Origin of the sequence: Arthrobacter sp. B3I9, from assembly GCF_030816935.1 — a bacterium.
In the GTDB taxonomy this organism is placed as follows: domain Bacteria; phylum Actinomycetota; class Actinomycetes; order Actinomycetales; family Micrococcaceae; genus Arthrobacter.
Genome location: NZ_JAUSYO010000001.1, coordinates 1629949 through 1656522, shown reverse-complemented (window position 1 = coordinate 1656522; position 26574 = coordinate 1629949). Strand labels below are relative to the sequence as shown.

The following is a 26574-nucleotide window of genomic DNA, read 5'->3' as shown; positions in this document are numbered from 1 at the left end:
GTTCCGAGAATTATTGAACGGCGGGCTGACACCTCAGGGGGCAGAGTTGGGTTTCTGCTGAGTCCTGCGTCAGACCGAAAGCAGGCGGCACCGGAAAAGATTGCGCAGTGAAAGATGAGAAAGGCAACGTGGCCAACATCGCGGTCTTATAACAGGAGCTGATTTACCGCCTGCGGAATTACTGCCGGTGCACTTCCACTTTAGCACCTTCAACGTCCACGGCCAGCTTCATCACACGCCAGGCAACTTCCGGCGTGTTGTCCGCGGCATACGCGTCGATGAAATCCACGATTGTTCGGGCTTCCGCTTCCCCGTTGGCAAGAACCAGCACGGTGGGACCTGCCCCGGACACGACGGCGGCATGTCCGGCGTGCCGCAGGGCGGCGATCAGCCCTGCGCTGGGCCGCATCGCCTGCGCCCGGTAGCTCTGGTGCAGGTAATCCTCCGTGCCGGGCAGCAGGAATGCGGGGTCGTGCGTCAGCGCGTGGATCAGTAGTGCCGCCCGTCCCGAGTTCATGGCCGCGGCGTGATGGCCTATCGAGGCCGGGAGCAGCGCCCGTGCCGCCTCAGTGGAGAGTTCAAAATCCGGAACAGCCACCACCGGGATGACCGAGCCGGCCACCGTCGCGCAGGTGCTGCTGTACTGGTCACTGTCCTGCCATGACAGCGCCAGTCCGCCGAATATGGCCGGTGCGACGTTGTCCGGGTGGCCTTCCATCTCGCTCGTCAGTTGCAGGACCCAGTCCTTGGTGCGCCGCGACGCCGGTGGCACCAGCGCGTTGGCCGCCGTCACCGCGGCGACAACCGCCGAAGCCGACGAGCCCAGCCCGCGGCCGTGCGGATTGACGTTGTCGGCCGTGATCCGCAGTCCCTCATGCCGGAAGCCCAGCCGGTGCAGTGCCTCGGTCACGGCCTTGACCACCAGGTGGCTCGCGTCCCGCGGCAGCGTGTCGGCGCCCTCTCCCCTGAGTTCGAACTCAAGTCCGCCGCTGGCCAGGGTCTCCACGGTGAGGGTGTCATGCAGCGACAGCGCCAGCCCCAGGCTGTCGTAGCCGGGGCCGAGGTTGGCACTGGTCGCCGGCACCCGCACGGTCACCAGCTGGCCGGCCGGGACGGCCGGAGTGTCAGCGGGGAACTCGGCCGGGATGGTGAGGGTGGTTTCCAAGGCTACTTTTCTTCCAGTCCCAGGGCAGAAGCAACGGTCACGACGTCGTTGGAGACCTTGACGGGCTCGACGTCGCTGCCGTCCTCGGTACGGAGCGCCCACTGCGGATCCTTGAGGCCGTGGCCCGTGACGGTGATGACGATGGTCTTTCCGGCGGGGACCTCGCCGGCGGCATGCTTCTTGATGAGGCCGGCCACGCCCGCGGCAGAGCCGGGTTCCACGAATACGCCTTCGCGGGCGGACAGCCAGCGGTGGGCGGAGAGGATTTCCTCATCTGTGACGGCTTCGATCAGGCCGTTGGATTCGTCCCGGGCGGCTACGGCGGTGTCCCAGGAGGCCGGGTTGCCGATCCGGATCGCCGTGGCGATCGTGTCGGGTTCGGTGATCGGGTGGCCTGCGACGAAGGGCGCCGCACCCGCCGCCTGGAAGCCCCACATGGCGGGGGTCTTCGTGGAAACGGGAGCCAGGGTTCCGGCGGCTGCGGACTCAAAGGGCGTGCTGTACTCCTTGTAGCCCTTCCAGTACGCGCTGATGTTGCCGGCGTTTCCCACGGGGAGCACATGGATGTCGGGGGCGTCACCGAGGGAGTCCACCACTTCGAACGCCCCCGTCTTCTGTCCCTCGATCCGGGCGGGGTTGACCGAGTTGACCAGGAACACCGGGTAGGACTCCCCCAGCTTGCGGGCGATGTCCAGGCAGTCGTCGAAGTTCCCGTCGACCTGCAGCAGCGTGGCACCGTGCGCGATCGCCTGGCTCAGTTTGCCCATCGAGATCTTGCCCTCGGGCACCAGCACCGCGCATTGCAGCCCGGCCGCCGTCGCGTACGCGGCAGCGGAGGCGGAGGTGTTTCCGGTGGACGCGCACACCACGGCTTTCGCGCCGGCGGCGACGGCGGCCGTCATGGCCATCGTCATGCCGCGGTCCTTGAAGGAACCGGTCGGGTTCATGCCCTCGACCTTGAGGTAGACGGTGCTGCCGGTCAGTTCGGACAGCTGCCGGGCGTGCACCAGCGGGGTGCCGCCCTCGCCCAGGGTGATGACCTTCGTGGCCTCGGTGACGGGAAGGCGTTCGGCGTATTCGCGGATGACTCCGCGCCATTGGTGAGCCACTTAGACTCCTTCTACCCGGAGTACGGATGTGACGGAATTGATGACGTCCAGGCCCTTCACGGCCTGGACGGTGGCTGCCAGTGCAGCCTCGCTTGCGCGGTGGGTGACGATCCGCAGTTCAGCCGACTCCACCGCCGAAGCGGCGTTCCGGTGGATGGTCTGGCGCATGATTTCAATGGAGACGCCATGCTCGGCGAAGAGCTGGGCGATCCGCGCGAGCACGCCGGGCTGGTCGGCGACGTCGAGGCCGATGTAGTAGCTGGTAACGGCGGCGTCAATGGGCAGCGGCAGGAACGTGGCCGGTGGTTGTTTCGGTGCGTCCGGGTCCGCCGAGGACAAGCCGGCGGGCAGCGGACACCACGTCGCCCATCACGGCGGACGCCGTGGGGGTACCGCCGGCGCCCTGACCGTAGAACATCAGTTCACCGGCATTTTCGGCTTCGATGAAGACGGCGTTGAAGGCGCCGCGGACGGCGGCCAGCGGATGTTCGCGCGGCAGCAGGGTGGGGTGCACGCGCACGGACACCCCTTCCCCGCCGTCGGAATCAGAAAGTTTCTCGGCGATGGCCAGCAGCTTGATCACAAACCCCGCGTCCTTCGCGGCGGCGATGTCGGCGGCGCTGACGGAGCTGATGCCCTCGCAGTAGACGTCCTCCAGGGCGAAGCGGGTGTGGAAGGACAGCGACGCCAGGATGGCGGCCTTGGCCGCCGCGTCGTGGCCTTCGACGTCGGCCGTCGGGTCGGCTTCCGCGTAGCCCAGGCGCTGCGCCTCGGCCAGCGCGTCGGCGAACTGGGCACCGGTGGAGTCCATCTGGTCCAGGATGAAGTTGGTGGTGCCGTTGACGATTCCCAGCACCCGGGTGATCCGGTCCCCGGACAGGCTGTCCCGGATGGGGCGCAGGATGGGGATGGCTCCGGCGACGGCGGCCTCGTAGGACAGCTGGACCCCGGCCTTGTCGGCCTCCTCATAGAGCGTGGGGCCGTCCTGCGCGAGCAGGGCCTTGTTGCCGGTGACCACGCAGGCGCCGTGCCGGACGGCGCTGAGGATCAGGCTGCGGGCCGGTTCGATGCCGCCCATCAGCTCGATGACCACGTCCGCGTCCTTGACGAGGGTCTCGGCGTCGTCGGTGAACAGTTCCTGCGGCAGCTCGACGTCTCGGGGAGCATCGACATTGCGGACGGCGATGCCGCTCAGTTCCAGCCGGGCCCCGGTGCGGGAGGCCAGCGAGGCGGCGTCGTCAATGAGAATCCGCGCAACCTGGGCCCCGACGTTGCCACAGCCCAGCAGGGCTACTTTCAGGGTTCGCAATTCGGTCATTCAGACTCCCATGTCGCGGTTCAGCAGATCTTGTTCGGTTTCCCCGCGGACAATGAGCCGGGCAGATCCATCGCGCACAGCGACAACGCCCGGCCGGGCCAGATAGTTGTAGTTGCTTGACAGGGCCCAGCAGTAGGCGCCGGTCCCCGGTACAGCGAGCAGATCACCGGCTGCCACGTCCTCGGGCAGATATACATCTCTAACAACTATGTCGCCGCTCTCGCAATGTTTGCCCACTACGCGGGACAGCTGCGCAGCCGCCTCCGATGTCCGTGACGCCACAATCGCCGAATAATCCGCGTCGTAGAGCACCGGACGGGCGTTGTCGCTCATGCCGCCGTCCACCGACACATACCGGCGCGGGTACGTAACGTTTTCCGGTGAAGTTCCGGCTGATTCGGCTGTTCCGGCGCCCGGGGCGTCCACCCGCACCGTCTTGAGCGTGCCCACTTCGTACAGCGTAAACGTGGTGCTGCCGACGATCGCGCGGCCCGGTTCGATGGAGATCCGCGGCGCGCTGATGCCCAGCGCGGCGCACTTGGAGCGGACGACGGCGGCCATGGCACGGGCAATCTCGGCGGCCGGGCGCGGCGTGTCCGCGGGCGTGTAGGCGATGCCATATCCGCCGCCCAGATCCAGCTCCGGGAGCACAATCGAGTACTTCTCCTGCATCGCGGCAAGGAAGTTCAGCAGCTTTTCCGCCGCGAGGGCAAAGCCGTCGGGTTCGAAGATCTGCGAACCGATATGGCAGTGCACACCGAGCAGCTCGACGCTCTCGTAGCCGGACGCTGCCGCCACGGCCTCTTCGGCGGCGGACATGCCCGCAACCTCCGTGGAGTCCGGCGCCATCGAGAGGCCGAACTTCTGGTCCTCGTGCGCGGTGGCGATGAATTCGTGCGTGTGCGCGTGCACGCCGGGCGTGAGCCGCAGCATGACCTTTGCTTTTTCACCGCGGGCGGCGGCGATCCTGGCAACCCGGTCGAGTTCGGCGCGGCTGTCCACGACGATCCTGCCCAGTTTCATGTCCAGGGCCCGGTGGATCTCGCCGTCGGACTTGTTGTTCCCGTGCAGCGCCACGTCCGCACCCGGGATGCCGGCCCGCGCGGCCACGGCGAGTTCCCCGCCGGAGGCGGTGTCAAGGCGCAGCCCTTCCTCCTCCACCCAGCGGACGACGGCGGTGCAAAGGAAGGACTTCCCGGCGTAGTAGACATCCACTCCCCCGCAGATGTCGGCGAAGGCGTCGTTGAAGGCGTCGGAGAAGGCGCGGGCCCGGGCCCTGAAGTCGTTCTCGCTCATCACGAACAGCGGCGTGCCGAACTGGCGCTGCAGGTCGCTGACCGGAATGCCGTCCAGGACCAGTTCGCCGTCGTCGTTGCGGGTGACGCCGGCGGCCCACATGCCCTCATGCAGCGCGTTCAGGTCCTCGGGGACCTGGAGCCATCCGGGGGCGAGCGGGGAGGCTGAGTTGAGTGCGTCGGTGGTCATGGCGGTCACATCCGTTCCGGCGCCGAGACGCCCAGCAGTTCGAGTCCGTTGGCCAGCACCTGGCTGGTGGCGTCGTTGAGCCACAGCCGGGTACGGTTCACGTCGGTGATGGGCTCCTCGCCCTGCGGCGCCACGCGGCAGGCGTCGTACCAGCGGTGGTAGGCGCCGGCAATGACCTCAAGATGGCGGGCGATCCGGTGCGGTTCGCGCAATTCCGCGGCCTTGGCAACGATCGAGGGGTAGCTTCCGAGGTAGGAGAGCAGCTCGTTTTCGGTCGGGTGGTCCAGCAGCGCGGCATCAAAGCAGTCCTTGCCGTCCACACGGCGCTCCACGCCGGCCGCTACGGCGTTGCGGGCCGCGCCGCGGGACCGGGCGTGCGCGTACTGGACGTAGAACACCGGATTTTCATTGCTGTGCTTCTTCAGCAGCTCCGGGTCCAGGGTCAGCGGCGAGTCGGCCGGGAACCGCGCCAGGGAGTAGCGGACCGCGTCCTTGCCCAGCCAGGAGATGAGGTCCTTGAGCTCGATGATGTTGCCGGCCCGCTTGGACAGCTTGGCGCCGTTGACGGACACGAGCTGCCCGATCAGGATCTCGATGTTGACCTCGGGGTCGTCGCCGGCAGCAGCGGCGATGGCCTTGAGCCGGTTGATGTAACCGTGGTGGTCCGCCCCGAGCAGGTAGATCTTTTCGGTGTAGCCGCGGTCCTTCTTGGACAGGTAGTAGGCGGCATCGGCGGCGAAGTAGGTCGGCTCGCCGTTCGCGCGGATCATCACGCGGTCCTTGTCGTCACCAAAGTCGGTGGTGCGCAGCCAGACCGCCCCGCCGTCGTCGTACACGTGGCCCTGTTCGCGGAGCCGCGCGACCGCGTCCTCGATGGCCCCGGCGTCGTGGAGTTCCTGTTCGGAGAAGAACACGTCGAAGTCGACGCCGAACCCTGCGAGGGTCTGCTTGATGTCGTGCAGCTGCGCCTTGTAGGCCGCACCCCCGGATGACCGGCAGCGCGGCAACGTCGGTGAGCTCGCGGATGTCCGGGTGCTGCGTGAGCACCTCGTGGCCCAGCTCGGCGATGTACTCGCCCGGGTAGCCGCCCTCCGGAAGCTCGCGCCCGTGCATCCGTGCCAGCACGGACTGGGCGAAGACGTTCATCTGCGAACCGGCGTCGTTGACGTAGTACTCGGCCGTAACGTCCGCGCCGGAGGCACGGAGCACGCGGGCAATCGAGTCGCCCAGGGCGGCCCAGCGGGTGTGCCCGATATGCAGCGGCCCGGTGGGGTTGGCGGAGACGAACTCCATGTTGACCGTGTGTCCGGCGAGCGCGGCGTTGGTGCCGTACGCCCGGCCTGCCTCGACGATGGCTTTGGCCAGCGCACCGGCGGTGGCGGCGTCGACGGTGATGTTGAGGAAGCCGGGACCGGCGATGTCAACGGCGGAAACGCCGTCGATGGACTTCAGCCGGGCGCTGAGGACCGAGGCGAACTCACGCGGGTTGGTTCCGGCGGCCTTGGCCAGCTGCAGGGCGATGTTGGTGGCCCAGTCTCCGTGGTCCCTGTTCTTCGGCCGCTCCACGCGCACCTCAGCCGGAACGTCGGATGCGGTGAGCCCGATTTCGCCGGCGTCGACGGCGTCCTTCAGGCAGGCGGAAATGGCAAGGGAGAGTTCTTCTGGGGTCACGGCTCTAGCCTACCGTCGGGCCGCAGTGTCGCGGAATTTCGGGCCGGCTGCAGCGGCCGGCCCGGTGCCGCTGAACCATTAAGCTGAATTGAACGTTCTTCTCGGTGTAGCCGGCGGAATGCCTGCAGCCGGCCCGATGAGACCAAAGCCGAGACCAATACCAAGTTCCTGCCCCACCGACCCACTTCCGAAACGAGCCGCGGCATGAATACAACACTTCGAAAAAACGTCCTCGTCGGCATTGCCGGCCTGTCCCTGGCCGGGACCGCGGCCGGCTGCGCACCCGGCGCGCAGGGCAGCCCTGCGTCCCGGGCGACGCAGCCCGCGTCCCCGGCGTCCGCCGCGGCAGGCGGCTCCTACCGGGACGGAACCTACTCCGCCGACGGCAACTATGTCTCACCGAACGGCCAGGAGACGGTCGGCGTGCAGCTGACGCTGGCCGGCGGGTCCGTGTCCGACGTCGTGATCACCCCGCACCCCTCCAACCCGAACACCAAGAAGTTCCAGGGCGAGTTCTCCAGCGGCATCAAGGCACAGATCGTCGGCAAAAAGCTCGATGAGATCAAGGTCTCCAAGGTGGCAGGTTCGTCTTTGACCAGCGGCGGCTTCAACCAGGCCGTGGAAAAGATCAAGGCCGATGCCACGTAGCCGGCCGGCAGCGCGGCGGTAAGGGAGGCCAGGTGCCCCATCCGGGCTGGGCTGATTTCAGTTTCGACGGGATCGGTACCCGTTGGGAGGTTTCCACGCCCTCCCCGCTTGCCGACGGGCACCGCCGCCGGCTGCTGGACGTCGTGGCGGACTACGACTCCGCCTGGTCCCGTTTCCGTCCGGACTCGCTGGTGTCCCGGGCCGCGCGGCAGCCGGGCAGCTATGACTTCCCCGCCGGGGCCGCTGACCTGGAACCGCTCTACCGGGCGCTGCACCGGCTGAGCGGTGGCGCCATGACTCCGCTCATCGGCGGCAGCCTGGCGCAGCTCGGATACGACGGCGATTACTCGCTGCGCCCTCTCGGTCCACCAGTGGCCGCCCCCCGCTGGGAGGACGCGTTGGAGTGGAACGGAACAGTGCTGACCACGCGCGCTCCCGTCGTGATCGACGTCGGCGCCGCCGGCAAGGGGCAGCTGGCCGACCTGCTCTCCGCCGAGCTCTCCGCATGCGGAATCGGCGAGCACTTCATCGACGCCAGCGGCGACCTGCTGAACTCAAGCAGGGCGCCGGTCGAGGTGGCACTCGAACATCCGTATGACGCCTCACGCGCCATCGGCACCCTGCCGCTCAGTGCCGGTGCCCTGTGCGCCTCCGCAGCCAACCGGCGGGCCTGGGGCGACGGGCTGCACCACGTGCTTGACGGCACCACCGGAGCGCCTGTACGGACGGTTGTGGCCAGCTGGGCGATGGCCGGTACCGCGATGCTGGCAGACGCGCTGGCCACGGCCCTCTTTTTTGTCGAAGGTACCCGGTTGCGGGAGGAGTTCGAGTTCTCCTGGCTGACCGTCTATTCCGACGGGCACGCGGAGTATTCGGCCGATTTTGAAGGAGCGCTGTTCACATGACCGCCGTTATCTCACCTCCGATCGGCTCGAGGCTGGACTCCGCGCTCGGCCGGTTCACGATGTACCGGCTGGTGCTGTGGGTGCTGGCCGTCCTCGCCGCCTACAGCATGGTGCTGGACGTCCTCGGCTGGCTGACCTTCGGGCTGCCGGAGATGCTGGTGCACCTGGTTCTCTGCCTCGGACTGACGTACGGCTCCAACCGCGCGCTGGCCGCCCTGTTCCGCGTGCGTCCGCACAGCGAGTCGTCCCTCATCACGGGGCTCCTGCTGTACTTCCTGTTCTGGCCGACGCAGTTCTCGGCCGGGCTGCAGCTGCTGGACCTGGCCGGCGTGGCGCTGGCCTGCGTGCTCGCTTCCGCCTCCAAGTACGCGCTGGCGTGGCGTGGCCGGCACATCTTCAATCCGGCAGCGGCCGGAGCCTTCCTCACCGGCCTGACAGGGCTGAATATCGCCACCTGGTGGGCGGCAACCCCGGCCATGCTGTTGGTACTGCTGCCAGGGGTACTGCTGGTGCTCTACCGGGTTCGGAAGATGCTCATGGCCGCCGTGTTCACCGTGGTCGCGGTCTCCATCGTGACGGCGGAGCTGCTCCGCTCCGGCGCGGCGCCCGCCGAGGCGCTGTGGCAGTCGCTGGCCCAGCGGCCGGTGCTCTTCTTCGTCGGCTTCATGCTTACGGAACCGCTCACGCTGCCGCCGCGGCGCTGGCAGCAGCTGGCGCTCGCCGCCGGCGTCGGCCTGCTGTTCGCCATCCCCTACAATCTGGGGTTCGTGGCCAACTCCCCGGAACTGGCGTTGCTGGCGGGCAACGCAGTGGCCTTCGCCGCCGGCCAGCGCGGCGGCGTCCGGCTCCGCTTCGAGGGCTCGCGGCCGTTGACACCGACGACGACGGAGTTCAGCTTCCGGCCGGACCGTCCGGTGCGCTTCAGCCCCGGCCAGTACCTCGAACTGCATCTGCCCTTCGACAAGGCCGACGGCAAGCCCGATGGAAAGGGCCTGCGGCGGGTCTTCAGCCTGACCAACGCGCCCGGCTCGCCCGTGCTGCGGATCGGGGTGGGAACAGCCGGGCCGCTGTCCTCGGCCAAGCGTTCACTGGCCACCCTGCAGCGGGGCACGGAACTCACCGCCACGACCGTGGGCGGCGACTTTGTCCTCCCGAGGGATCCCGCGACGCCGGTGCTGTTGATTGCCGCCGGCATCGGCATCACCCCTTTCCTGGCCCAGCTCGCCGCCGGCTCCGCCCGGGACAGGGATGTGGTCCTGCTGTATCTTGCGAAGAACGCCGCGGAGCTCGCCTACGTTGAGGAACTGGAACGCTCCGGGGCCCGGATCCTGGCCCGCCTCGCGGACGGCTCCGCCCCGCCGTCGTTCATGCAGGACGCAGGGCCCGGAAGGATCGACGGAAAGGCGCTGAAGGCGCTCGTGCCCGATATCGCCGCGCGGAATGTCTTCATCTGCGGGTCGCCCGCCAGCGTCCGCTCGCTCCGGGCCGCAGCGCGCGGCGCCGGCGCCCGGCGTGTCCACGTGGACTCGTTTTCGGGGTACTGATTTCGGGGTACTGAGGGCGCGGTTTTCCCTTGGGGCCCACCTTCCTGCTAAGCTCTAGGACGTCCCGCCGGTAACGGCAGGAACCCTGATTGCCCTCGTAGCTCAGGGGATAGAGCGTCTGCCTCCGGAGCAGAAGGTCGTTGGTTCGATTCCAATCGAGGGCACAGAAAGAACCCCGCCGTTTCAGTGAAACGGCGGGGTTTCCTGGTTTCCGGCAGGTTAGGGTTCTTATTGGCCGCTGGCTTCTGTCAGGCCCAGCAACCTATGTGCCCCGGCGACCATGTGCCTCAGCGACCTATGTGCCCAGGGCTTTCCGGCGAATCGAAGCTCAAGGCGACCTCGTCCGGGGTTGCCAGCGTGAGCACGGCTTCCTCCACCGTTTCGTGGTCCTCCAGCTCGCGCTCCACCCGGCGCAGGGCCACAGCCGCTTCGTGTTCCGGGTGGTCTCCCTGCAGATCCACCGCCGCGACGACGTACAGCTTGCGGGGACCGACAAACTCCAGGTGCAGGTAGGTGAGCCGGGCGACGTCCGGGTGCTCCAGCACCCGGCGGGCCATGGACCGCTCGATGTCGGGGGTCACGCCCTGGCCCACCAGGAAGCGCCGGTTCCGGTCGATCAGTACGACGGCGACAACGGCCAGCAGCACGCCAACAACGATCGACCCCACGGCATCGGGCAGTGGTGAGCCCGTGACCTGGTGCAGGAACACGCCCGCGAAGGCGACCACCAAGCCGAACAGCGCCGCGGCGTCCTCTGCGAAGACGGCACGCAGGGTCGGATCGGAGCTGATCAGGACCTGCTCCAGGGTGTGCCGCTCCAGCTCGCGTGCCGCTTTCCGGGTCTGACGGAAAGCCTGGACGAAGGAGATGCCCTCGAAGACGAACGCCGCGGCCAGGACCCAGTAGGCAACGGCGAAGTCGGCGGCGGGCTCCGGCTCGATGATCTGCTGGATGCCGTGCATGATGGACACCACGGCGCCGGCGGTGAACAACCCGAAGGCCGCAAACATGGACCAGACATAGGCTTCCCGGCCGTAGCCCATCGGATGGTTCTTGTCCCGCGGCCTGGCGGACCGCCGTTCGGCAAAGAACAGGAACACCTGGTTTCCGGTGTCCGCCCAGGAGTGCGCTGCCTCGGCAGTCATGGAAGCCGACCCCGTCAGTACCGCGGCCACCGACTTCGCCCCGGCGACGAGGATATTCGCCACAAAAGCGATAACGACCGTCAGCAGGGTTGAGCTGGATTCTTTTCGGTTCTTGGTTTCGGGCATGGGCCTACCGTACCCAACGGACAACAGCCCACGCGCCCCCCTCCACCCACCCCTCTGGCCCACTGGATTCCAGGGGTTCTTTCGTGTTTGCTGGCAGAGGGCATTGCGGCCCGACGAACGGGGGCGCTGGTGGACGTGGTTACGGAGATCCTGCTGCCGTTCCGGTGGCTGGTGTCCGCGATCATGGTGGGACTCCACGACGGCATGAGCGCCCTCGGCATGCCAGCGGCCAGCGGCTGGACGTGGTCCCTCTCCATCATCGGCCTGGTGCTGGTGGTCCGTGCCGCCTTGATTCCGGTGTACCTGCAGCAGATCAAGGCCCAGCGTGGCATGCGCCGGCTGCACCCGGATTTGAAGGAGCTGCAGGAAAAGTACACGGGAAGGACCGACCCGCTGTCGCGGCAGGCCATGGCGCAGGAACAGATGGCCCTGTACAAGAAGCACGGTACGAACCCGTTTTCGGCCTGCCTTCCGCTGCTGATCCAGATGCCGTTCTTCTTCGCCCTCTTCACCGTGCTCTCAGGCATGGCGGCGGCCGCCGTGAGGGGCGAGGGCATCGGGGCGATGAGCCCCGGGCAGGTGGTGCAGTTCGAGGAGGCAAGCGTCTTCGGCGCCCCGTTGTCCGCCTCCCTGCTCCACGGCAGCACCGGTAATCCCGTGAGCGTCCCGGTGCTGACCATTCTGATGATCCTTGCCATGACCGCCGCGCAGTTCATCACCCAGAAGCACATCATGGCGGGGGCAGTTTCAGGCGGGGCCCAGCCCGATGAGGCCGCGTCTGCCCAGTTCAGGCTGCAGCAGAAGTTGGTGCTGTACATCCTGCCGGTTGTCTTCGGCGTCGGCGGCATCATCTTCCCCATTGGTGTTTTGATCTACTGGACCACCACCAACCTGTGGACCATGGTCCAGCAGTTCGTCGCCGAGCCCTTCGTCCGGGACCCGCGGGCGCCTTGACGCGCGGTCGACGGGGGTTGCCGGAGGTTGCCGCGCCGCGCCGGGACAGCCACTCCCCAAAAGTCGGAGCCCCCTCTTAGGCTGTCAGCATCGGCAGCGGGGTTTCCGGCGGCCGGCGGCAGGCCCGGAGCCGGCCGCCGTGCTGGCGGCAGGCTCCGCCGAAGCATAAAGGGGTCTCACATGTACTGCTCCATCATTCCTCCGTACCTGCTGCGCCGGCTGGCCGCGCAGCGTGAACCGGCGCTCTCCGAGGCATCACGGGCCGCCCGGGAAGCACTCCTGCACGTCCGGAGCTTCCAGTCGTCCCGGACCGCTCCCGCCCCCGCTGCTCCCCCGGGCATGCGCGAGAGCAAGCCCACTGCTCCCGACCGGACCGTCTACGATGCGAAATACTCCGAGCAGCTGCCCGGCAACGTCGTGCGCAAGGAGGGCGAACCGGCAACCGGTGATACCGCGGCCGATGAAGCCTATGACGGCCTGGGGAACACCCACAGGCTCTTCGCCGAGGCGTTCGGCCGCAACTCCATCGACAACCACGGACTTCCCCTCGTCGCCAGCGTCCACTTCGGCCGCCTCTACGACAACGCCTTCTGGGACGGCCAGCAGATGGTCTTCGGGGACGGCGACGGCCAGGTGTTCGAGCGGTTCACAAAGTCCCTCAGCGTCATCGGTCATGAGTTGGCCCACGGCGTCACGCAGTTCAGCGCCGGACTGGCCTACCGGAACCAGGCCGGCGCCCTCAACGAGTCGGTGTCCGATGTCTTCGGAGCCATGGTGGAACAGTACGTGCGGAAGCAATCGGCAGCGGAGGCCAGTTGGCTGATCGGCGAGGGCTTGTTCACGGATCAAGTCCAGGGCAAGGCGCTGCGGTCGATGAAGGCGCCGGGCACGGCGTACGACGACGACGTGCTCGGCAAGGATCCGCAACCGGACTCGATGGACGGTTACGTCCGCACCAGCGCCGACAACGGCGGCGTGCACATCAACTCGGGGATCCCCAACCGAGCCTTCTGCCTGGTGGCGACGGCCCTCGGCGGCAACGCCTGGGACGCACCAGCCCAGATCTGGTACGAGGCCCTGACCGGCGGTTCGTTGGCGCAAAATGCGACCTTCCGCGCGTTCGCGAAGGCCACCGCGACGTCCGCAAACGAACTCTTCGGAGCCGAGTCGAAAGAGCATGACGCCGTCCGCTCCGCGTGGGAAACTGTAAAGGTAAAGCTATGACTCCTTGAAACAGGTCCCCCGGTTCGATGAGAACCGCGGGCTTTCCGAAAATGGCGGGTTCCATGAAAATCCGGGTTCCATGAAAATCACCGTCCAGCGCAGCGGCGGCATTGCCGGAATGAGGCGGACCTGGTCCGTGCTGGCCACGCCTCCGGAGGACAAGGACCTCTGGCAGCCGCTCGTTGAGGCCTGCCCCTGGGACGAGGCTCCCCGGACCGCCCGCAGCGCATCCGGCAACCAGCCGGACCGCTTCCTCTATGACATCCGCGCCGGACAGCGCCGGGCCACCCTGCCGGAGCAGGCCCTGACAGGGCCGTGGCGTGAACTGGTCGATCACACCCGGGCGGCCGCAGAATCGGGGCCGGGTCCGGGGGCGTAGACCGTCCCCAGAGACCTAGACCGCAGAGACCTAGACCGCTTCGGCCAGATGCCCCCGGAAAGTGCGCCGGTAGGACTGAGGGCTGGTGTCCAGGACCTTCGCAAAGTGGTGACGCAGCAAGACCGAGTGACCGAAGCCTGATTCCCGCGCGATCTCGTCGATGTTGAGATCGGTGGACTCAAGCAGTTCCTGGGCCCGCAGCACGCGCTGGGAGTTGAGCCACGCGGCCGGCGTCGCGCCTGTCTCGGACCGGAAACGCCGGGCAAAGGTCCTGGGCGACATATGGACCCGCGCCGCGAGTTCGTTGACGGAATGGTCCTCGTCCAGGTGGCGGACCATCCACTGCAGCAGTTCCTCCATCGGTTCGGAGCCGCAGGCCGGGATGGGCCGGTCGATGAATTGCGCCTGGCCGCCGTCGCGGTGCGGGGGAACAACCATGTCGCGGGCAATCGCCGCCGCCACATTCGCGCCGAATTCCACCCGGACCAGGTGCAGGCACGCATCAATCCCCGCGGCCGTCCCCGCACTCGTGATGATCCGGCTGTCCTCCACGTAAAGGACGTTTTCATCCACCAGCGCTGCCGGGTACCGCGCGGCAAGCTCCTGGGAGTAGTGCCAGTGCGTGGTGCAGCGGCGGCCGTCGAGGAGGCCCGCCCTCGCCAGGGCAAACGCACCGGAGCAAATGGACATGACCCAGGCACCGCGGGCATGAGCGGCACGCAAGGTGTCCAGCACGGAGTCGTCCAGGTCGTCGTCGTTTCCGTAGGGGGTCATGATGACCAGGTCCGCATCCGCCGCCGCTTCCAGCCCCAGTCCGACGTGCATCGTCAGCCCGGATTTGAGCGGCACGTCTCCCGGAGCGGGCGTGCAGACACGGAAATCGAAGGCAGGTACCCCGCTGCCGCGGGCCGAACGGTCGATGCCGAACACCTCGAAGGCGGTTGCAAACTCGAAGATCGAGAAGTTGGGAACCACGATCATCGCCACTGATTTGATCATGTATCCATGATGGCAGAAAATTTACCTTTTTGGGCATTTCTGCCACTTTTTTTGCTCCCTCCGCAAGAGAACCATGGAGGTATGGAACTCCTCGGAATAGCAGTCATCATCCTGATCCTCGCCGGCCTTGCAGCCACCGTCTCGGTCCTTCGCAACGACGGCCGGGGCCACACCCCGCCGGTCCGCTCGCAGGACGCCTGGTCCGCCCTCGACCTCCCCAGCACCAACTACACGCTGCGGATCTTCTGAGGTCCGCCCCGGAACCTCCGGCCGGCCCGGACCGGCCGGCCCGGGCTGACCACCAACTGCCCGACCACAACTGCCCGACCCCCTCAGGGGCCGGGCAGCTTCATGTTCAAGCCCAGTAGACTGTTTCCAGCCATGACACTGCATATCTCCTACCCCGCCGAGCTGCCGGTTTCCGAGCGCCGCGAGGACCTGATGGCCGCCATCGCGGCCAACCAGGTCACCATCATCGCCGGCGAGACCGGTTCCGGTAAGACCACCCAGATCCCCAAGATGTGCCTGGAGCTCGGACTCGGGGAGAACGGCCTGATCGGCCATACCCAGCCGCGCCGGCTTGCTGCGCGCACCGTGGCCGAACGCATCGCCGAGGAACTCGGCGTCGACATCGGCCAGGAGGTGGGTTTCCAGGTCCGCTTCACCGGCGAGGTGAGCCGGTCCACCAGGGTGAAGCTCATGACCGACGGCATCCTGCTGGCCGAGATCCAGCGCGACAAGCTGCTGCGCAAGTACAACGCCATCATCATCGACGAAGCCCACGAGCGCAGCCTCAATATCGACTTCATCCTGGGCTACCTCAAGCGCATCCTGCCCCAGCGGCCCGACCTCAAGATCATCATCACCTCCGCGACGATCGATCCGCAGCGTTTCGCCAGGCACTTCGGCAGCGACGAGGAACCGGCGCCGGTCATCGAGGTCTCCGGACGCACCTATCCCGTGGAGATCCGCTACCGGCCGCTCTCGCAACCCGCCGGCGGGTCCGCAGCCGGCGACGAGGGAATTCCCGCCTCAGACGACGAACTGGAGGAGGACCGCGACCCCCTGGACGCCGTGTGCGACGCCGTCGACGAACTCGCGCTCGAAGCACCCGGCGACATCCTGGTCTTCTTCTCCGGCGAACGGGAAATCCGTGACGCCGCGGAGGCCCTCAACGGCAGGATCCAGTCCAACCGCCGGCTCGCCGGTACCGAGGTGCTCCCCCTCTTCGCCCGGCTGAGCCTCCAGGAACAGCACAAGGTCTTCCACCCGGGCAACAAGCGCCGCATCGTCCTGGCCACGAACGTCGCCGAGACGTCGCTGACGGTCCCCGGCATCAAGTACGTCATTGACACCGGCACTGCCCGCATTTCGCGCTATTCGCACCGGACCAAGGTCCAGCGCCTGCCGATCGAACGGGTCTCGCAGGCGTCCGCCAACCAGCGCTCGGGCCGCTGCGGCCGTGTCTCGGACGGCATCGCCATCCGGCTGTATTCGGAAGAGGACTTCGAGTCACGCCCTCTGTTCACCGACCCCGAGATCCTCCGCACCAACCTTGCCGCGGTCATCCTCCAGATGACCGCCATGGGCGTGGCCCGCGGGCCAAAGGATGTAGAAAGCTTCCCGTTCGTGGAGCCCCCGGACCCGCGCGCCATCAACGACGGCGTCACCCTGCTCCGCGAGCTCGGCGCCCTCGCCGCAGCCCGGCCGCAAGGTCAGGCGGACGACGACGGCGGACGCCCCGGAGGGCGGGCAGGCGGACGCAATGGTGCCGGACGAAACGGCGGCGGTCTGACCGCCGTCGGGCAGCAGCTTGCCCAGCTGCCCGTGGACCCGCGGCTCGGGCGGATGATCGTGGAGTCCGGCCGGCGCGGCTGCGTCCGGGAGGTCATGATCCTGGCGGCGGCGCTGACCATCCAGGACCCGCGGGAGCGCCCGACCGACAAGCAGCAGCTCGCCGCGGAGAAGCACGCGCGCTTCCGGGACGAGAACTCCGACTTCACCGGCTTCCTGAACCTGTGGAACTACCTCCAGGAAAAGCAGCAGGAGCTTTCATCGACGCAGTTCCGCAAGCTCTGCCGCACCGAATTCATCAACTACCTGCGCGTCCGCGAGTGGCAGGACCTCTTCGCCCAGCTGCGCCAGCTCGCGCGGCCGCTCGGCATCAGCCTGGACAACACGCGCCTGGCCGACCCGGTCGGCAAACACGAGAGCATCCACATCAGCCTGCTCACCGGGCTGCTGAGCCACATCGGCATCCTCGACGAGCGCAAGCGCGAATACGCAGGTGCCCGCGGGACACGCTTCGCGGTCTTCCCCGGTTCGGCGCTGTTCAAGAAGTCGCCCACGTTCGTGATGGCTGCCGAACTGGTCGAGACGAGCCGGCTGTGGGCCCGCGTGGCCGCGAAGTTCGATCCGCTCTGGGCCGAGCAGGTGGCGCCGCACCTGGTCAAGCGCAGCTACAGCGAACCGCACTGGTCCAAGAAGATGGGCTCCGTGATGGCCCATGAGAAGGTCACGCTGTATGGTGTGCCGATCATCCCGAGCAGGCGCGTGAATTACGGCAAGGTGGATCCGGAGCTGAGCCGCGAGCTCTTCATCCGGCATGCCCTGGTCGAAGGTGACTGGCAGACGCACCACAAGTTTTTCCACCGCAACCGCGCGGCGCTCCAGGAGATCGAGGAGCTGGAGGCCCGGATGCGGCGCCGCGACATCCTGGTGGACGACGAGACGCTGTTCGAGTTCTACGACGCCCGGATCGGCAAGGAAGTCGTCTCCGAGCGGCACTTCGACAAGTGGTGGAAGGAAGCACGCCAGCAGGACCCGGCGCTGCTGGACTTCGACCAGGCACTGCTGATCAGCGAGGATGCCGACGCGCTCGATGACTCGGCCTACCCGCAGACCCTGCTGCACAAGGGCTTTGAGCTGCCCCTGGCATACGAGTTCCACCCCGTGGCCCCCGGCTCGCCGCCGAACCCGTCCGACGGCGTCACCGCAGAGGTTCCGGTGCTCTTCCTGAACCAGCTCGACGACGCTGCGTTCCGCTGGCTGATTCCCGGCCAGCGCGTGGAGCTTGTCACGGCCCTGATCAAGTCGCTGCCCAAGCAGGTGCGCAAGAACTTCGTTCCCGCTCCGGATGTCGCCCGCCAGGCGGTGGCGGCACTGGAGGCCGACTTCGATCCGGCCACCGATGAGCTGGAGCCCTCCCTCGAGTTGGTGCTGCGCCGTCTCCGCGGCCAGGTCATTCCGCCGCATTCCTGGAACTGGGACGCCGTCCCCCCGCACCTGCGGGTGAGCTTCAGGGTGGTGGACTCGCACGGCTTGGTGCTGGACGAGGGCAAGGACCTCGCGGCACTACAGGAAAGGCTCGCCCCGGCCAGCCGCCGGGCGATCGCCGAGTCCCTTGGCGCCACCCCGCGGACGACGGCGTCGAAGGGCGACGGCCGGGCGAAGAGCGACGGCCAGGCGAAGAGCGGCGGCAGGGCGAAGGCGAACGGCGGGGCGGCCGGAACGCTGGCTTTGCCGGGGCACGCCGCCGCCGCTGCCCCGGCCGGCTTCACAGAGAAATCCGGGCTGACCGAGTGGTCTTTCGGCACCGTGCAGCGCAAGGTCGAGGGCACGGTGAAGGGCCACACCGTCACGGGCTACCCCGCGCTTGTCGACGAGGGCAGCTCGGTTGCCCTGCGGCTGTTCCAGACCAGCTCCGAACAGGAGCAGGCCATGCGCGGCGGCGTCATCCGGCTGCTGGCCCTCAAGGTCCCGCCGCCGGACCGTTACGTCCTTGAGCACCTGAACAACACCGAGAAGCTGACCTTCAGCCAGAATCCGCACGGTTCCGTTTCGGCCCTGATCGCGGACTGTGCTCTCGCCGCCATTGACAAGCTCACGCCGGCGGAGCTGCCTTGGGACGAGGCGCAGTTCAAAGCCCTGTACGACAGGGTCCGTGCCGAACTCATCGACACCGTTTTCACGGTCACCGCCATCGTGGAACGCGTGCTGGCAAGCACGAGCCGGATCAACAGGCAGCTCAAGGGCACCACCAGCCTGGCCCTCATCAGCGCGCTTAATGACATCAAAAGCCAGCTCGAGCAGCTCGTCTACCCGGGCTTTGTGGCACGCACGGGCTACGCGCAGCTGAGCCAGCTGCCGCGGTACCTGGCCGCCATCGAGAAGCGGCTTGAGAAGCTGCCCACCAACGTGCAACGCGACGCGCAGCACATGGCGGTGGTCCAGGCCTTGGAGGACGACTACGACGACGCCGTGTCCGCCCTGCTGCCTGGGCGGCGCGCCGGTGCTGAGTTAACCCAGGTGCGCTGGATGATCGAGGAGCTCCGGGTGAGCCTGTTCGCCGTCGAACTCGGAACGGCTTATTCGGTGTCGGAGAAGCGGATCCGGGCAGTTCTCAATAAGGCACTCGCGCCGGTGTAGCCTCTCAGGCGTCCGGGACGTTTTTCCCGTGGCCGGCCGCGCGGAGGCCTTCGCGGAGTTTTTCGGCGTTGGCGTCCAGCTGGGCCGGGTCGGGGTGGTGGTCCGCAGAGCCGAAGTCGAAGTCGGCCATGGAGTTGGACGGCCAGACGTGCACGTGGAGGTGGTCGATTTCGTAGCCCGCGACGATCAGGCCGGCGCGGGCGGCATTAAAGATATCCACCTGGACGGCGCCGATTTTCTGGGCCACCTCCATGACGCGAGTGAAGAGTTCGGGCCGGGCGTCGGTCCAGCGGTCCACTTCCTCGACGGGCACGACGAGGGTGTGTCCGTCAGCCAGCGGGCCCGCCGTCAGGAACGCCACCACGTCGTCTTCGCGCCAGACGAAACGTCCCGGGATCTCGCCGTTGATGATCCTGCTGAAGAGAGTGCTCATACATCTGCCCTTTCCGAAGGGAACCCCAGGGTGCTGGCGTCCAGTACAAAACGGTACTTCACGTCACCGGCAACCATGCGGTCATACGCCTCATTGAGCTGGTCGGCCCGGACCACCTCGACGTCGGAGGTCACGCCGTGTTCGGCGCAGAAGTCCAGCATTTCCTGCGTCTCCTCGATCCCGCCGATCAGTGAACCGGCGTAGGCGATGCGGCGCCGGATCAGGGCGCCAGGGTTGACCGGCGGCATGTCCTCGGAAGGCAGGCCGAGCTGGAACAGGGCGCCGTCGAGCCGCAGGGTGCGGAAATAGGGGTTCAGGTCGTGGGGGGCGGCGACGGTGTCGATGATGACGTCGATGGTCCGGTTAGCCGCCTCCATCGCGGCCGCATCACGGGAGAGGATCACGTCGTCGGCTCCGAGTTCGCGGGCAGCGGCGAACTTGGACTCGGAGGTTGTGAAGACCTTGACTTCGGCGCCCATGGCCTTGGCGAGCTTGACCGCCATGTGTCCGAGTCCGCCCAGACCGACGACGCCGACGACGTCGCCCTCCTCGACCTCGAAGTGGCGCAGCGGCGAGAAGGTGGTGATGCCGGCGCAGAGCAGCGGTGCCGCGGCCGCCGGGTCAAGGCTTTCGGGGACGCGCAGCACGTAGCGGCGGTCCACCACGATGGAGCTGGAGTAGCCGCCCTGGGTGATGGCGTCCGCGTTGCGGCGGTCCTTGGCGCCATACGTGCCAACCATGCCGTTTTCGCAGTACTGTTCCAGTCCTTCCAGGCAGCTGTCGCACTCGCGGCAGGAATCGACCATGCAGCCGACCCCAACGCGCTCCCCCGGTGCGAAATCGTCGACGGCGGAACCGACCCGGGTGACCCTGCCGACGATTTCGTGGCCGGGAACCAGCGGGTAATTCTGGGTACCCCACTCGCCACGGGTGGCGTGGACGTCCGAGTGGCACAATCCACAGAACTCGATGGCGATCTCGACGTCGTCTTCCTTCGGCGCACGCCTGGTGACGGTCAACGGAACGAGACCGCTGTCGCCGGCCGTCGCGCCATAAGCGGCAGCGAGCCGGGGAGCGTCGAACGCTTCAGAGGAGGCGTCAACGGTGGGGAGCGGCTTGGCAAGGGGCGGGGGCACAGGGCTTCCAGGAGTCATTCCCCGACGCTACCCCCGGCCTGCCGAACATGGCCAATCGGCTCTGCGAGGGCGGGTGGTGGCGGGCGGGGCGTGCGGGCGCGGCGGGCGGGCGCGGCGGGCGATGCCGGGTGGCATGAATCGGCTCTGGACGCAGGCTCCCGGTGGTTAGCTAACACCCCGGTTGCTATGGCGGCGGGCGCGCTCCCGTTGCTGCGGGCGATGCTGGCTTGTCAGGCTGCCCACACTGACCACGCAGGACAACTCTGGCCGTACTCTCGTTCGTCAGTCCCTCAGCCTCGTTCGGGAGTGCACCCGCACCTTGGTTGAACGCGCTTATTCTGTCGGACCCACCAGCAAGAATGGATTCATGGACGGCAATCTGGAGCCCGAAGTGGTTCGGGCAGCCAACGGCGGCAGGCTTGAACGCCGCGGCGCAGGAGGCGGCGCGGCTGCTGCTGATGCCGCCCGCCTTCTCGGCCCTGGCCGCCATGTTCGCTCTTCCGTTCCTGATTCCCTTCCCGGTTCCCTTCCCCACGACGACGGGCCCGCCGGTTTTGAGGGCGGACCGGGCGACCGCGGCGTTGATGACACGGCTGCCTTGGACGCCGATGCGCCGTTGGGCGATGACGGGGCGGCGTTGATCGACGAGCTCCGCGAACTCGAGGACCAGAAATCCGCCCTGTCCGCCCGTCAGGCCCGCATCACCGTCGCCTTCGACCTCGTCCAGCGGCGCGCCCAACGCGCGGCAGGCGTCCCCGAGGCCGAGCTCGGGGCCGGGGTCGGGGCGCAGATCGCGCTCGCCCGGCGGGAATCCCCAGCCCGCGGCTCCCGGCACCTGGGACTCGCGAAGGCTCTCGTGACCGAAATGCCGCACACCCTCGCCGCGCTCGAGAACGGGCAGCTCAACGAATGGGGCGCCACGCTGATCGTGCGCGAAACAGCCTGCCTGCCCGCCGCGGACCGGGCTGCTGTGGACGAGGAACTCGCCGCCGACACCGGCACCTTCACCGGCGCCGGGGACCGCGCCATTGTGGCCGCGGCCCGGGCCGCGGCGTACCACCGCGACCCCCGCTCGGTTACTCAGCGGGCGAGCCACGCTGCTGCCGAACGTTACGTCAGCCTGCGCCCGGCGCCGGATACCATGTGCTACCTGACGGCCCTGCTGCCGGTGGACGAGGGCGTCGCCGTCTACGCGGCGCTCACCCGGCACGCCGACACCGCCCGCGCCGCTGGGGACCCCCGCACCCGGGGACAGCTGATGTCCGACGCCCTCGTCGAATGGACCACCGGCACCCCCGGCGGGATTAGCAGCATCGAGATCCAGCTCGTGATGACCGACCGCACCCTCCTCCAGGGCGACAGCGAACCCGCAAGGCTCCCCGGCTACGGCACCGTCCCCGCCGGCTGGGCCCGCCAACTCATCAAAGGCGGCGGCTCCGCACTCGGCAACGGAAGTCCGGACACCGCCCAAGGCCACCAAGATCCGGGCGCAGGAGCTCCTGTGGGCGTAGGTCAGGGCAGCGGAGGTTCACGGGCCGGAAGTCCGGGAACAGGCCCGGTTCCGGCGGACACAGGCGGCCCGGAACCCGCTTCTGCGGATAACACCGCCCTGCAGATCTGGTTGCGGCGGCTCTACACCGCGCCCGGCACCGGGGACCTCGTCGCAATGGACTCCAAGGCCCGGCTTTTCCCCGCCGGGCTCCGCCGCTTCCTCCAAGCCCGCGACGATACCTGCCGCACCCCCTACTGCGACGCCCCGATCCGGCACATGGACCACATCCTCCCCTGGGCCGAAGGCGGACCAACCACCGCGGCCAACGGCGCAGGGCTTTGCGAAGCCTGCAACCACACCAAGGAACTCCCCGGCTGGACCAGCCGCCCCCGCCCCGGCCCCGCCAGCGACAACGGACCCGGCAACCGGCACACCCTCGAAGTCACCACCCCCACCGGCCACAAATACGACTCCACCGCACCACCCCTGCCCGGCGCACCCCTCCGGAGCGCAAAGGCCGGGAGTCCGCTCGGCGGTGCACGCGATCCGCTCGCTGACCCGTTGGCCGACACACCACGAGACATCAGCCGCGAACTCCGGCACCGGGCTAAAGCACGGAAACGCCCACGCCTCCCAGCGCAGCCAGCTGCCTGACGCGGCCGCACACCCGTGGCGCGCCGCGTTGCAGGTGCCGTTTCTCATTGGCGTCGTCTTGGCCTGCGGCAGACTGGAAGCGGCAGGCGGCGTGAAATCGCTTTTAACCGCTCCAATCCAGCTCGTCTCGGAACCCAGGGCTAACGAGTCTTACGCCCTTCATTTTCCGCTACGGCTTCTTGCCGCTTGGCGCTGGCCAAAACGACCAGCCTGGTCACCCAACCGGTGACCAAAACAGCGCCTACCGCCACGAAAAAAATATTGGCGCCTGTCCATCCTTCGCTGTCCAGCCTCAGAAGGGCCGGAATGATGACGCAGACGCCGCAGACCAGTCCGCACCAGATGACCCTGTGCTCACGCTTTCCCTCCTTCCAGCGGATCGAGACGCCTAAGCACTCGGGTAAATCGCCCCATCGACCAATCCAAAGGTGCACTCCCTGTCAGGACCGTGTGGAAGTGCGCCATGGTCTATGCCGCCGGCACTAGTCCGCGGCGCCGTCGCCGTAGGGTGCCGGCCCGGTCACTACTTCGTTCGAGGGGTTATTCGACCATTCCGAAAAGGATCCCGGGTACAGCGCGGCCGGGAATCCGGCGATGGCGAGCGCTGCTATTTCGTGGGCTGCCGTGACACCCGAACCGCAATAGACCGCGGTGGGGACGCCCGGCCGCACGCCAAGGCGGGCGAAGCGGGCCGCCAGCTGTTCGGGCGGAAGGAACCGGCCGTCGTCGTCGAGGTTGCCGCCGGTGGGAGCGCTGACCGCACCCGGGATGTGGCCGGCGCGCGGGTCCACGGGCTCGATCTCGCCGCGGAAACGCTCCCCGGCGCGGGCATCGAGCAGCACGCCCTGCTCAGCCCACGTGGCGGCCCGGCCGGCGTCGATCACGGGCAACGCGCCGTCCGAAAGAACGATGTCCCCAGGCTCCGCTTGCCGCTCACCGCTTTCCGTCCCGTATCCGGCGGCACGCCAGGCGGCCAGTCCGCCGTCGAGGAGATAGACGTCAGCAAGGCCGGCGTTCCGGAGCATCCACCAGAGCCGCGCGGCCGCCATGTTGCCGCTGTCGTCGTACGCAACAACCGTGTCGCCCGTCCGAACGCCCCACGCCCGGACCGATGCCTGGAAATGCTGCAGCGGCGGGAGCGGGTGGCGCCCGCGGGCAGGGTCTGCGGGGCCGGCAAGCTCGGAGGGGAGGTCCACGAAGACTGCCCCGGGAAGGTGCTCCCGCATATAGTGCTCGCGCCCGTGTGGATCACCGAGCGCCCAGCGTACGTCCAGCAGGACGGTGCGCCGGCCGGAATCCAGCCGTTCCTTCAGGGAAGCCACATCCATGAGTGTTTGCATCCACCAACTCTATCCGCGGGTTGTGCCACGCATCCGGGGGCATCGCTCCCGCCAAGCCCCGCCGGTAGTCTGGTTCCCGTGACCAGTGAGAGTACGCAGAACCGCGCCTGGGCCGACGAGGCAATCCTCAGGATCAACGCGGAGAACAACCGCTCCGCGGACACCCACCTATACCTCATCCCGCTGCCGGAGCGCTGGGGCGTCCAGCTATACCTCAAGGACGAGTCCGCGCACCGCACCGGAAGCCTGAAGCACCGGCTGGCCCGCTCGCTGTTTCTTTTCGGCCTGGTGAACGGCTGGATCAGGGAAGGCACCACGATTGTGGAAGCATCCAGCGGGAGCACGGCCGTTTCCGAGGCCTACTTCGCACAACTGCTGGGCCTGCCTTTCATCGCCGTTCTGCCGCGCACCACGAGCCGTGAGAAGGTGGCGCTGATCGAACGCTTCGGGGGCACTTGCCGCCTCGTGGACCACCCGTCCGAAATCTACTCGGCCGCCGCGGAACTCGCCAGGAGCTGCCGCGGCCACTACATGGACCAGTTCACCTATGCGGAGCGGGCCACCGACTGGCGCGGCAACAACAACATCGCCGAGTCCATCTTCGGTCAACTAGCGCTCGAAGAGCACCCAATTCCCCGCTGGATCGTGGTGGGCGCCGGAACCGGCGGCACCAGCGCCACGATCGGCAGGTACCTCCGCTATCACCGCCACGATACGAAACTTGCCGTCGTCGACCCCGAGAATTCGGCGTTCTATCCGGCGTGGCTGGACTGCCGCGAAAGCGGCACGCTTGCCTCGGACGCCACAGGTCTACCCTCAAGGATTGAGGGTATCGGCCGGCCCCGGATGGAGCCGAGCTTTGTCCCGGGCGTGATCGACCACATGATCCAGGTCCCGGACGCCGCCTCGGTGGCGGCAATGCGCCACCTTCAGCGCCATGCCGGGCTGCACGCCGGTCCGTCCACGGGCACCAACCTCTGGGGCGTCTGGCAGCTCATTGCCGGGATGGTCGCGGAGGGCCAGCGCGGCAGCGTCGTATCCTTGCTGTGCGACGGCGGCGACCGCTATGCGGGCAACTATTACAACCCGGAGTGGCTGACGTCCCAGGAGCTGGACCCCGCCCCGCACGAAGACACCCTCGCCGGCTTCTTCGCAACCGGGACGTGGCCGGCCTAAGCCCTGGACCCTACGTCCTAGACCTCCACGGAGTCCCCGCTGGAGAGGTGCCGGTATTGCGTGCCGTATTTTGCGCCGATCCGGGTGACATGCCCTTCCACGAACCCCTGTCCGGTCTCGTTGAGCAGTCCGTCGTGAATCGGAAACGCCTGGGACGCCCGCACACCGATCACGAAGTCCACTACTTCCCCCACCTTGTTCCAGGGCGCGTGGATCGGCACCAGAAGGGTCTGCACCTCGACGCCGTCCGGCACCACGAAGGAGTCCCCGGGGTGGTAGACGTTCGAGTCCACCACGTAGCCCACGTTGGCCACCACCGGAATCTGGGGATGGATCACGGCGTGCTGGCCACCGAAGCTCCGGACAGCGAAGCCGGCGGCTTCAAAGTCCTCCCCCGGCGCCACGGAATGGATCCGGGACCCGGCGTCGGCCGCCTTTTCACGCAATTGGTCCGCCACTCCCGCCGGCGCGAAGAGCTGCAAGGTATCACTGCCCGCCAAAGCGTCGACGACGGCGCCGACGTCGATGTGGTCCGGATGCTCGTGGGTGATCAGCACGGCATCCGCGCCTGCAAGTGCCTCCTCCGTCTCCGACAAGGTCCCCGGGTCGAACACCAGGACCTTGCCGTCCTTTTCGAGGCGGACACATGCGTGGGCGAATTTCGTAAGCTTCATCGGGCCAGCCTAAGGAACCGCCGCCGCAGTGTCCACGATCCCCGGCTGGTAATCTTGGACATGGCCAGCACGCCATCGAAACCGACTGTGAAGTGAGTTCCCCAATGTCCCAGGGCGCCCCCGCCGACGGCAGCAGGCCGCCTGCCCCGGTCCCCGCGGCAGGCAAGGAGCAGCGGGTTACCAAGCAGCGCCTGGCGGTCTCCGCCGCCCTCGACGAGCTGGCAGACTTCGTCAGCACGCAGGAGCTTCACCGCATCCTGCACGAGCGGGGCAGCTCCGTTTCGCTGGCCACCTCCTACCGGATTCTGCAGTCACTTGCCGACGACGGACTCGTTGACGTCCTGCGCAACGCCGACGGCGAGGCGGTCTACCGGCGCTGCGCCGTCACCGGGCACCACCATCACCTCCTGTGCCGCAACTGCGGCAAGGCGGTTGAAGTTGAAGCGCCCGCCGTTGAGGCCTGGGCCGCACGGATCGCACAGGAGCACGGGTTCACCGCCGTGGAGCACACAGTGGAGATTTTTGGTCTGTGCCCCGAATGCACGGCACGGCAAGCCGCCCAATAGTCG

Annotated in this window: 20 protein-coding genes, 1 tRNA gene and 2 pseudogenes; 12 read left to right on the top strand and 11 right to left on the bottom strand. The window is 67.6% G+C overall.

Annotated features, from left to right (window positions below; all coding sequences use genetic code 11):
* Positions 1 to 178: 178 nt before the first annotated feature.
* The 5 genes and pseudogenes from thrB to argS all read right to left on the bottom strand — a co-directional run bounded on the left by thrB (position 179) and on the right by argS (position 6748).
* The gene (thrB, locus tag QFZ65_RS07785) at positions 179 to 1165 is read right to left on the bottom strand and encodes a homoserine kinase (protein WP_306909556.1); all 987 of its coding nucleotides are present in this window, start codon (positions 1163 to 1165) and stop codon (positions 179 to 181) included.
* A gap of 2 nt (positions 1166 to 1167) precedes the next feature.
* Positions 1168 to 2274 (bottom strand): threonine synthase, encoded by a 1107-nt coding sequence (thrC, locus tag QFZ65_RS07780; protein ID WP_306909553.1) that lies wholly within the window; start codon positions 2272 to 2274, stop codon positions 1168 to 1170.
* A pseudogene (locus QFZ65_RS07775) lies at positions 2275 to 3592 on the bottom strand (homoserine dehydrogenase).
* The gene (lysA, locus tag QFZ65_RS07770; protein ID WP_306909551.1) at positions 3593 to 5077 is read right to left on the bottom strand and encodes a diaminopimelate decarboxylase; all 1485 of its coding nucleotides are present in this window, start codon (positions 5075 to 5077) and stop codon (positions 3593 to 3595) included.
* Positions 5078 to 5082: 5 nt separating this feature from the next.
* A pseudogene (gene argS, locus QFZ65_RS07765) lies at positions 5083 to 6748 on the bottom strand (arginine--tRNA ligase).
* Between the two features lie 204 nt (positions 6749 to 6952).
* On the opposite strand from argS, the gene QFZ65_RS07760 reads away from it, so the two are divergent.
* The 4 genes from QFZ65_RS07760 to QFZ65_RS07745 all read left to right on the top strand — a co-directional run bounded on the left by QFZ65_RS07760 (position 6953) and on the right by QFZ65_RS07745 (position 10009).
* Positions 6953 to 7396: a hypothetical protein gene (locus QFZ65_RS07760; RefSeq protein ID WP_306909549.1), complete on the top strand. Its 444-nt coding sequence runs from the start codon at positions 6953 to 6955 to the stop codon at positions 7394 to 7396.
* Positions 7397 to 7428: 32 nt separating this feature from the next.
* On the top strand, positions 7429 to 8301 hold the full coding sequence (locus QFZ65_RS07755; RefSeq protein ID WP_306909547.1) for an FAD:protein FMN transferase: 873 nt from the start codon (positions 7429 to 7431) through the stop codon (positions 8299 to 8301).
* Positions 8298 to 9845, top strand: coding sequence for an FAD-dependent oxidoreductase (locus tag QFZ65_RS07750; RefSeq protein ID WP_306909546.1), 1548 nt, complete (start codon positions 8298 to 8300; stop codon positions 9843 to 9845). The genes QFZ65_RS07755 and QFZ65_RS07750 overlap by 4 nt, the downstream gene beginning before the upstream one ends.
* A 91-nt stretch (positions 9846 to 9936) precedes the next feature.
* A tRNA-Arg gene (locus QFZ65_RS07745) sits at positions 9937 to 10009 on the top strand.
* Positions 10010 to 10132: 123 nt separating this feature from the next.
* Here QFZ65_RS07745 and QFZ65_RS07740 read toward each other — a convergent pair.
* On the bottom strand, positions 10133 to 11116 hold the full coding sequence (locus QFZ65_RS07740) for a cation diffusion facilitator family transporter (RefSeq protein WP_306909545.1): 984 nt from the start codon (positions 11114 to 11116) through the stop codon (positions 10133 to 10135).
* Positions 11117 to 11245: 129 nt separating this feature from the next.
* On the opposite strand from QFZ65_RS07740, the gene yidC reads away from it, so the two are divergent.
* The 3 genes from yidC to QFZ65_RS07725 all read left to right on the top strand — a co-directional run bounded on the left by yidC (position 11246) and on the right by QFZ65_RS07725 (position 13673).
* Positions 11246 to 12070 carry a membrane protein insertase YidC gene (yidC, locus tag QFZ65_RS07735; RefSeq protein WP_306909544.1) on the top strand — a complete coding sequence of 275 codons (825 nt, stop codon included), beginning with the start codon at positions 11246 to 11248 and terminating at the stop codon, positions 12068 to 12070.
* 180 nt (positions 12071 to 12250) lie between these two features.
* Positions 12251 to 13294: a M4 family metallopeptidase gene (locus QFZ65_RS07730; protein ID WP_306909543.1), complete on the top strand. Its 1044-nt coding sequence runs from the start codon at positions 12251 to 12253 to the stop codon at positions 13292 to 13294.
* 79 nt (positions 13295 to 13373) lie between these two features.
* The gene (locus QFZ65_RS07725) at positions 13374 to 13673 is read left to right on the top strand and encodes a protealysin inhibitor emfourin (protein ID WP_306909541.1); all 300 of its coding nucleotides are present in this window, start codon (positions 13374 to 13376) and stop codon (positions 13671 to 13673) included.
* Positions 13674 to 13703: 30 nt separating this feature from the next.
* On the opposite strand, the gene QFZ65_RS07720 is transcribed toward QFZ65_RS07725, so the two are convergent.
* Positions 13704 to 14672: a GlxA family transcriptional regulator gene (locus tag QFZ65_RS07720; protein WP_306909540.1), complete on the bottom strand. Its 969-nt coding sequence runs from the start codon at positions 14670 to 14672 to the stop codon at positions 13704 to 13706.
* An 81-nt stretch (positions 14673 to 14753) separates the two neighbouring features.
* On the opposite strand from QFZ65_RS07720, the gene QFZ65_RS07715 reads away from it, so the two are divergent.
* On the top strand, positions 14754 to 14921 hold the full coding sequence (locus QFZ65_RS07715) for a hypothetical protein (RefSeq protein ID WP_306909538.1): 168 nt from the start codon (positions 14754 to 14756) through the stop codon (positions 14919 to 14921).
* Between the two features lie 132 nt (positions 14922 to 15053).
* A complete protein-coding gene (hrpA, locus tag QFZ65_RS07710; protein ID WP_306909536.1) occupies positions 15054 to 19100 on the top strand; it encodes an ATP-dependent RNA helicase HrpA in 4047 nt (1348 codons plus the stop codon).
* A 4-nt stretch (positions 19101 to 19104) separates the two neighbouring features.
* Here the strand turns inward: hrpA and QFZ65_RS07705 are convergent, their stop codons facing one another.
* Both QFZ65_RS07705 and QFZ65_RS07700 read right to left on the bottom strand, forming a co-directional pair.
* A complete protein-coding gene (locus QFZ65_RS07705) occupies positions 19105 to 19533 on the bottom strand; it encodes an HIT family protein (RefSeq protein ID WP_306909534.1) in 429 nt (142 codons plus the stop codon).
* Positions 19530 to 20687, bottom strand: a complete 1158-nt coding sequence (locus QFZ65_RS07700) for an NAD(P)-dependent alcohol dehydrogenase (RefSeq protein WP_306909531.1) — start codon at positions 20685 to 20687, stop codon at positions 19530 to 19532. Before QFZ65_RS07700 ends, QFZ65_RS07705 begins: the two co-directional genes overlap by 4 nt.
* 349 nt (positions 20688 to 21036) lie before the next feature.
* On the opposite strand from QFZ65_RS07700, the gene QFZ65_RS07695 reads away from it, so the two are divergent.
* A complete protein-coding gene (locus QFZ65_RS07695; protein WP_306909529.1) occupies positions 21037 to 22815 on the top strand; it encodes an HNH endonuclease signature motif containing protein in 1779 nt (592 codons plus the stop codon).
* Positions 22816 to 23297: 482 nt separating this feature from the next.
* On the opposite strand, the gene QFZ65_RS07690 is transcribed toward QFZ65_RS07695, so the two are convergent.
* Positions 23298 to 24155 (bottom strand): sulfurtransferase, encoded by an 858-nt coding sequence (locus tag QFZ65_RS07690; RefSeq protein WP_306909527.1) that lies wholly within the window; start codon positions 24153 to 24155, stop codon positions 23298 to 23300.
* Positions 24156 to 24233: 78 nt separating this feature from the next.
* On the opposite strand from QFZ65_RS07690, the gene QFZ65_RS07685 reads away from it, so the two are divergent.
* Positions 24234 to 25331, top strand: coding sequence for a PLP-dependent cysteine synthase family protein (locus tag QFZ65_RS07685; protein ID WP_306909526.1), 1098 nt, complete (start codon positions 24234 to 24236; stop codon positions 25329 to 25331).
* 17 nt (positions 25332 to 25348) lie between these two features.
* Here QFZ65_RS07685 and QFZ65_RS07680 read toward each other — a convergent pair whose 3' ends face one another.
* The gene (locus tag QFZ65_RS07680) at positions 25349 to 26005 is read right to left on the bottom strand and encodes an MBL fold metallo-hydrolase (RefSeq protein ID WP_306909524.1); all 657 of its coding nucleotides are present in this window, start codon (positions 26003 to 26005) and stop codon (positions 25349 to 25351) included.
* Between the two features lie 104 nt (positions 26006 to 26109).
* Here QFZ65_RS07680 and QFZ65_RS07675 point away from each other — a divergent pair, with 104 nt between their 5' ends.
* Complete coding sequence (locus QFZ65_RS07675) at positions 26110 to 26571, top strand: Fur family transcriptional regulator (RefSeq protein WP_306912527.1); 462 nt, start codon at positions 26110 to 26112, stop codon at positions 26569 to 26571.
* The last annotated feature ends 3 nt before the right edge of the window (positions 26572 to 26574 follow it).

What these genes read in the sequence shown, in the direction of transcription:
- QFZ65_RS07695 (WP_306909529.1), top strand. Translation starts at nt 21,037, where the DNA reads ATGGACGGCAATCTGGAGCCCGAAGTGGTTCGGGCAGCCAACGGCGGC.
- QFZ65_RS07740 (WP_306909545.1), bottom strand. Translation starts at nt 11,116, where the DNA reads ATGCCCGAAACCAAGAACCGAAAAGAATCCAGCTCAACCCTGCTGACG.
- QFZ65_RS07680 (WP_306909524.1), bottom strand. Translation starts at nt 26,005, where the DNA reads ATGAAGCTTACGAAATTCGCCCACGCATGTGTCCGCCTCGAAAAGGAC.
- QFZ65_RS07700 (WP_306909531.1), bottom strand. Translation starts at nt 20,687, where the DNA reads ATGACTCCTGGAAGCCCTGTGCCCCCGCCCCTTGCCAAGCCGCTCCCC.
- QFZ65_RS07725 (WP_306909541.1), top strand. Translation starts at nt 13,374, where the DNA reads ATGAAAATCACCGTCCAGCGCAGCGGCGGCATTGCCGGAATGAGGCGG.
- QFZ65_RS07720 (WP_306909540.1), bottom strand. Translation starts at nt 14,672, where the DNA reads ATGATCAAATCAGTGGCGATGATCGTGGTTCCCAACTTCTCGATCTTC.
- QFZ65_RS07690 (WP_306909527.1), bottom strand. Translation starts at nt 24,155, where the DNA reads ATGCAAACACTCATGGATGTGGCTTCCCTGAAGGAACGGCTGGATTCC.
- QFZ65_RS07760 (WP_306909549.1), top strand. Translation starts at nt 6,953, where the DNA reads ATGAATACAACACTTCGAAAAAACGTCCTCGTCGGCATTGCCGGCCTG.
- hrpA (WP_306909536.1), top strand. Translation starts at nt 15,054, where the DNA reads ATGACACTGCATATCTCCTACCCCGCCGAGCTGCCGGTTTCCGAGCGC.
- lysA (WP_306909551.1), bottom strand. Translation starts at nt 5,077, where the DNA reads ATGACCACCGACGCACTCAACTCAGCCTCCCCGCTCGCCCCCGGATGG.
- QFZ65_RS07705 (WP_306909534.1), bottom strand. Translation starts at nt 19,533, where the DNA reads ATGAGCACTCTCTTCAGCAGGATCATCAACGGCGAGATCCCGGGACGT.
- QFZ65_RS07715 (WP_306909538.1), top strand. Translation starts at nt 14,754, where the DNA reads ATGGAACTCCTCGGAATAGCAGTCATCATCCTGATCCTCGCCGGCCTT.
- QFZ65_RS07750 (WP_306909546.1), top strand. Translation starts at nt 8,298, where the DNA reads ATGACCGCCGTTATCTCACCTCCGATCGGCTCGAGGCTGGACTCCGCG.
- QFZ65_RS07675 (WP_306912527.1), top strand. Translation starts at nt 26,110, where the DNA reads ATGTCCCAGGGCGCCCCCGCCGACGGCAGCAGGCCGCCTGCCCCGGTC.
- QFZ65_RS07730 (WP_306909543.1), top strand. Translation starts at nt 12,251, where the DNA reads ATGTACTGCTCCATCATTCCTCCGTACCTGCTGCGCCGGCTGGCCGCG.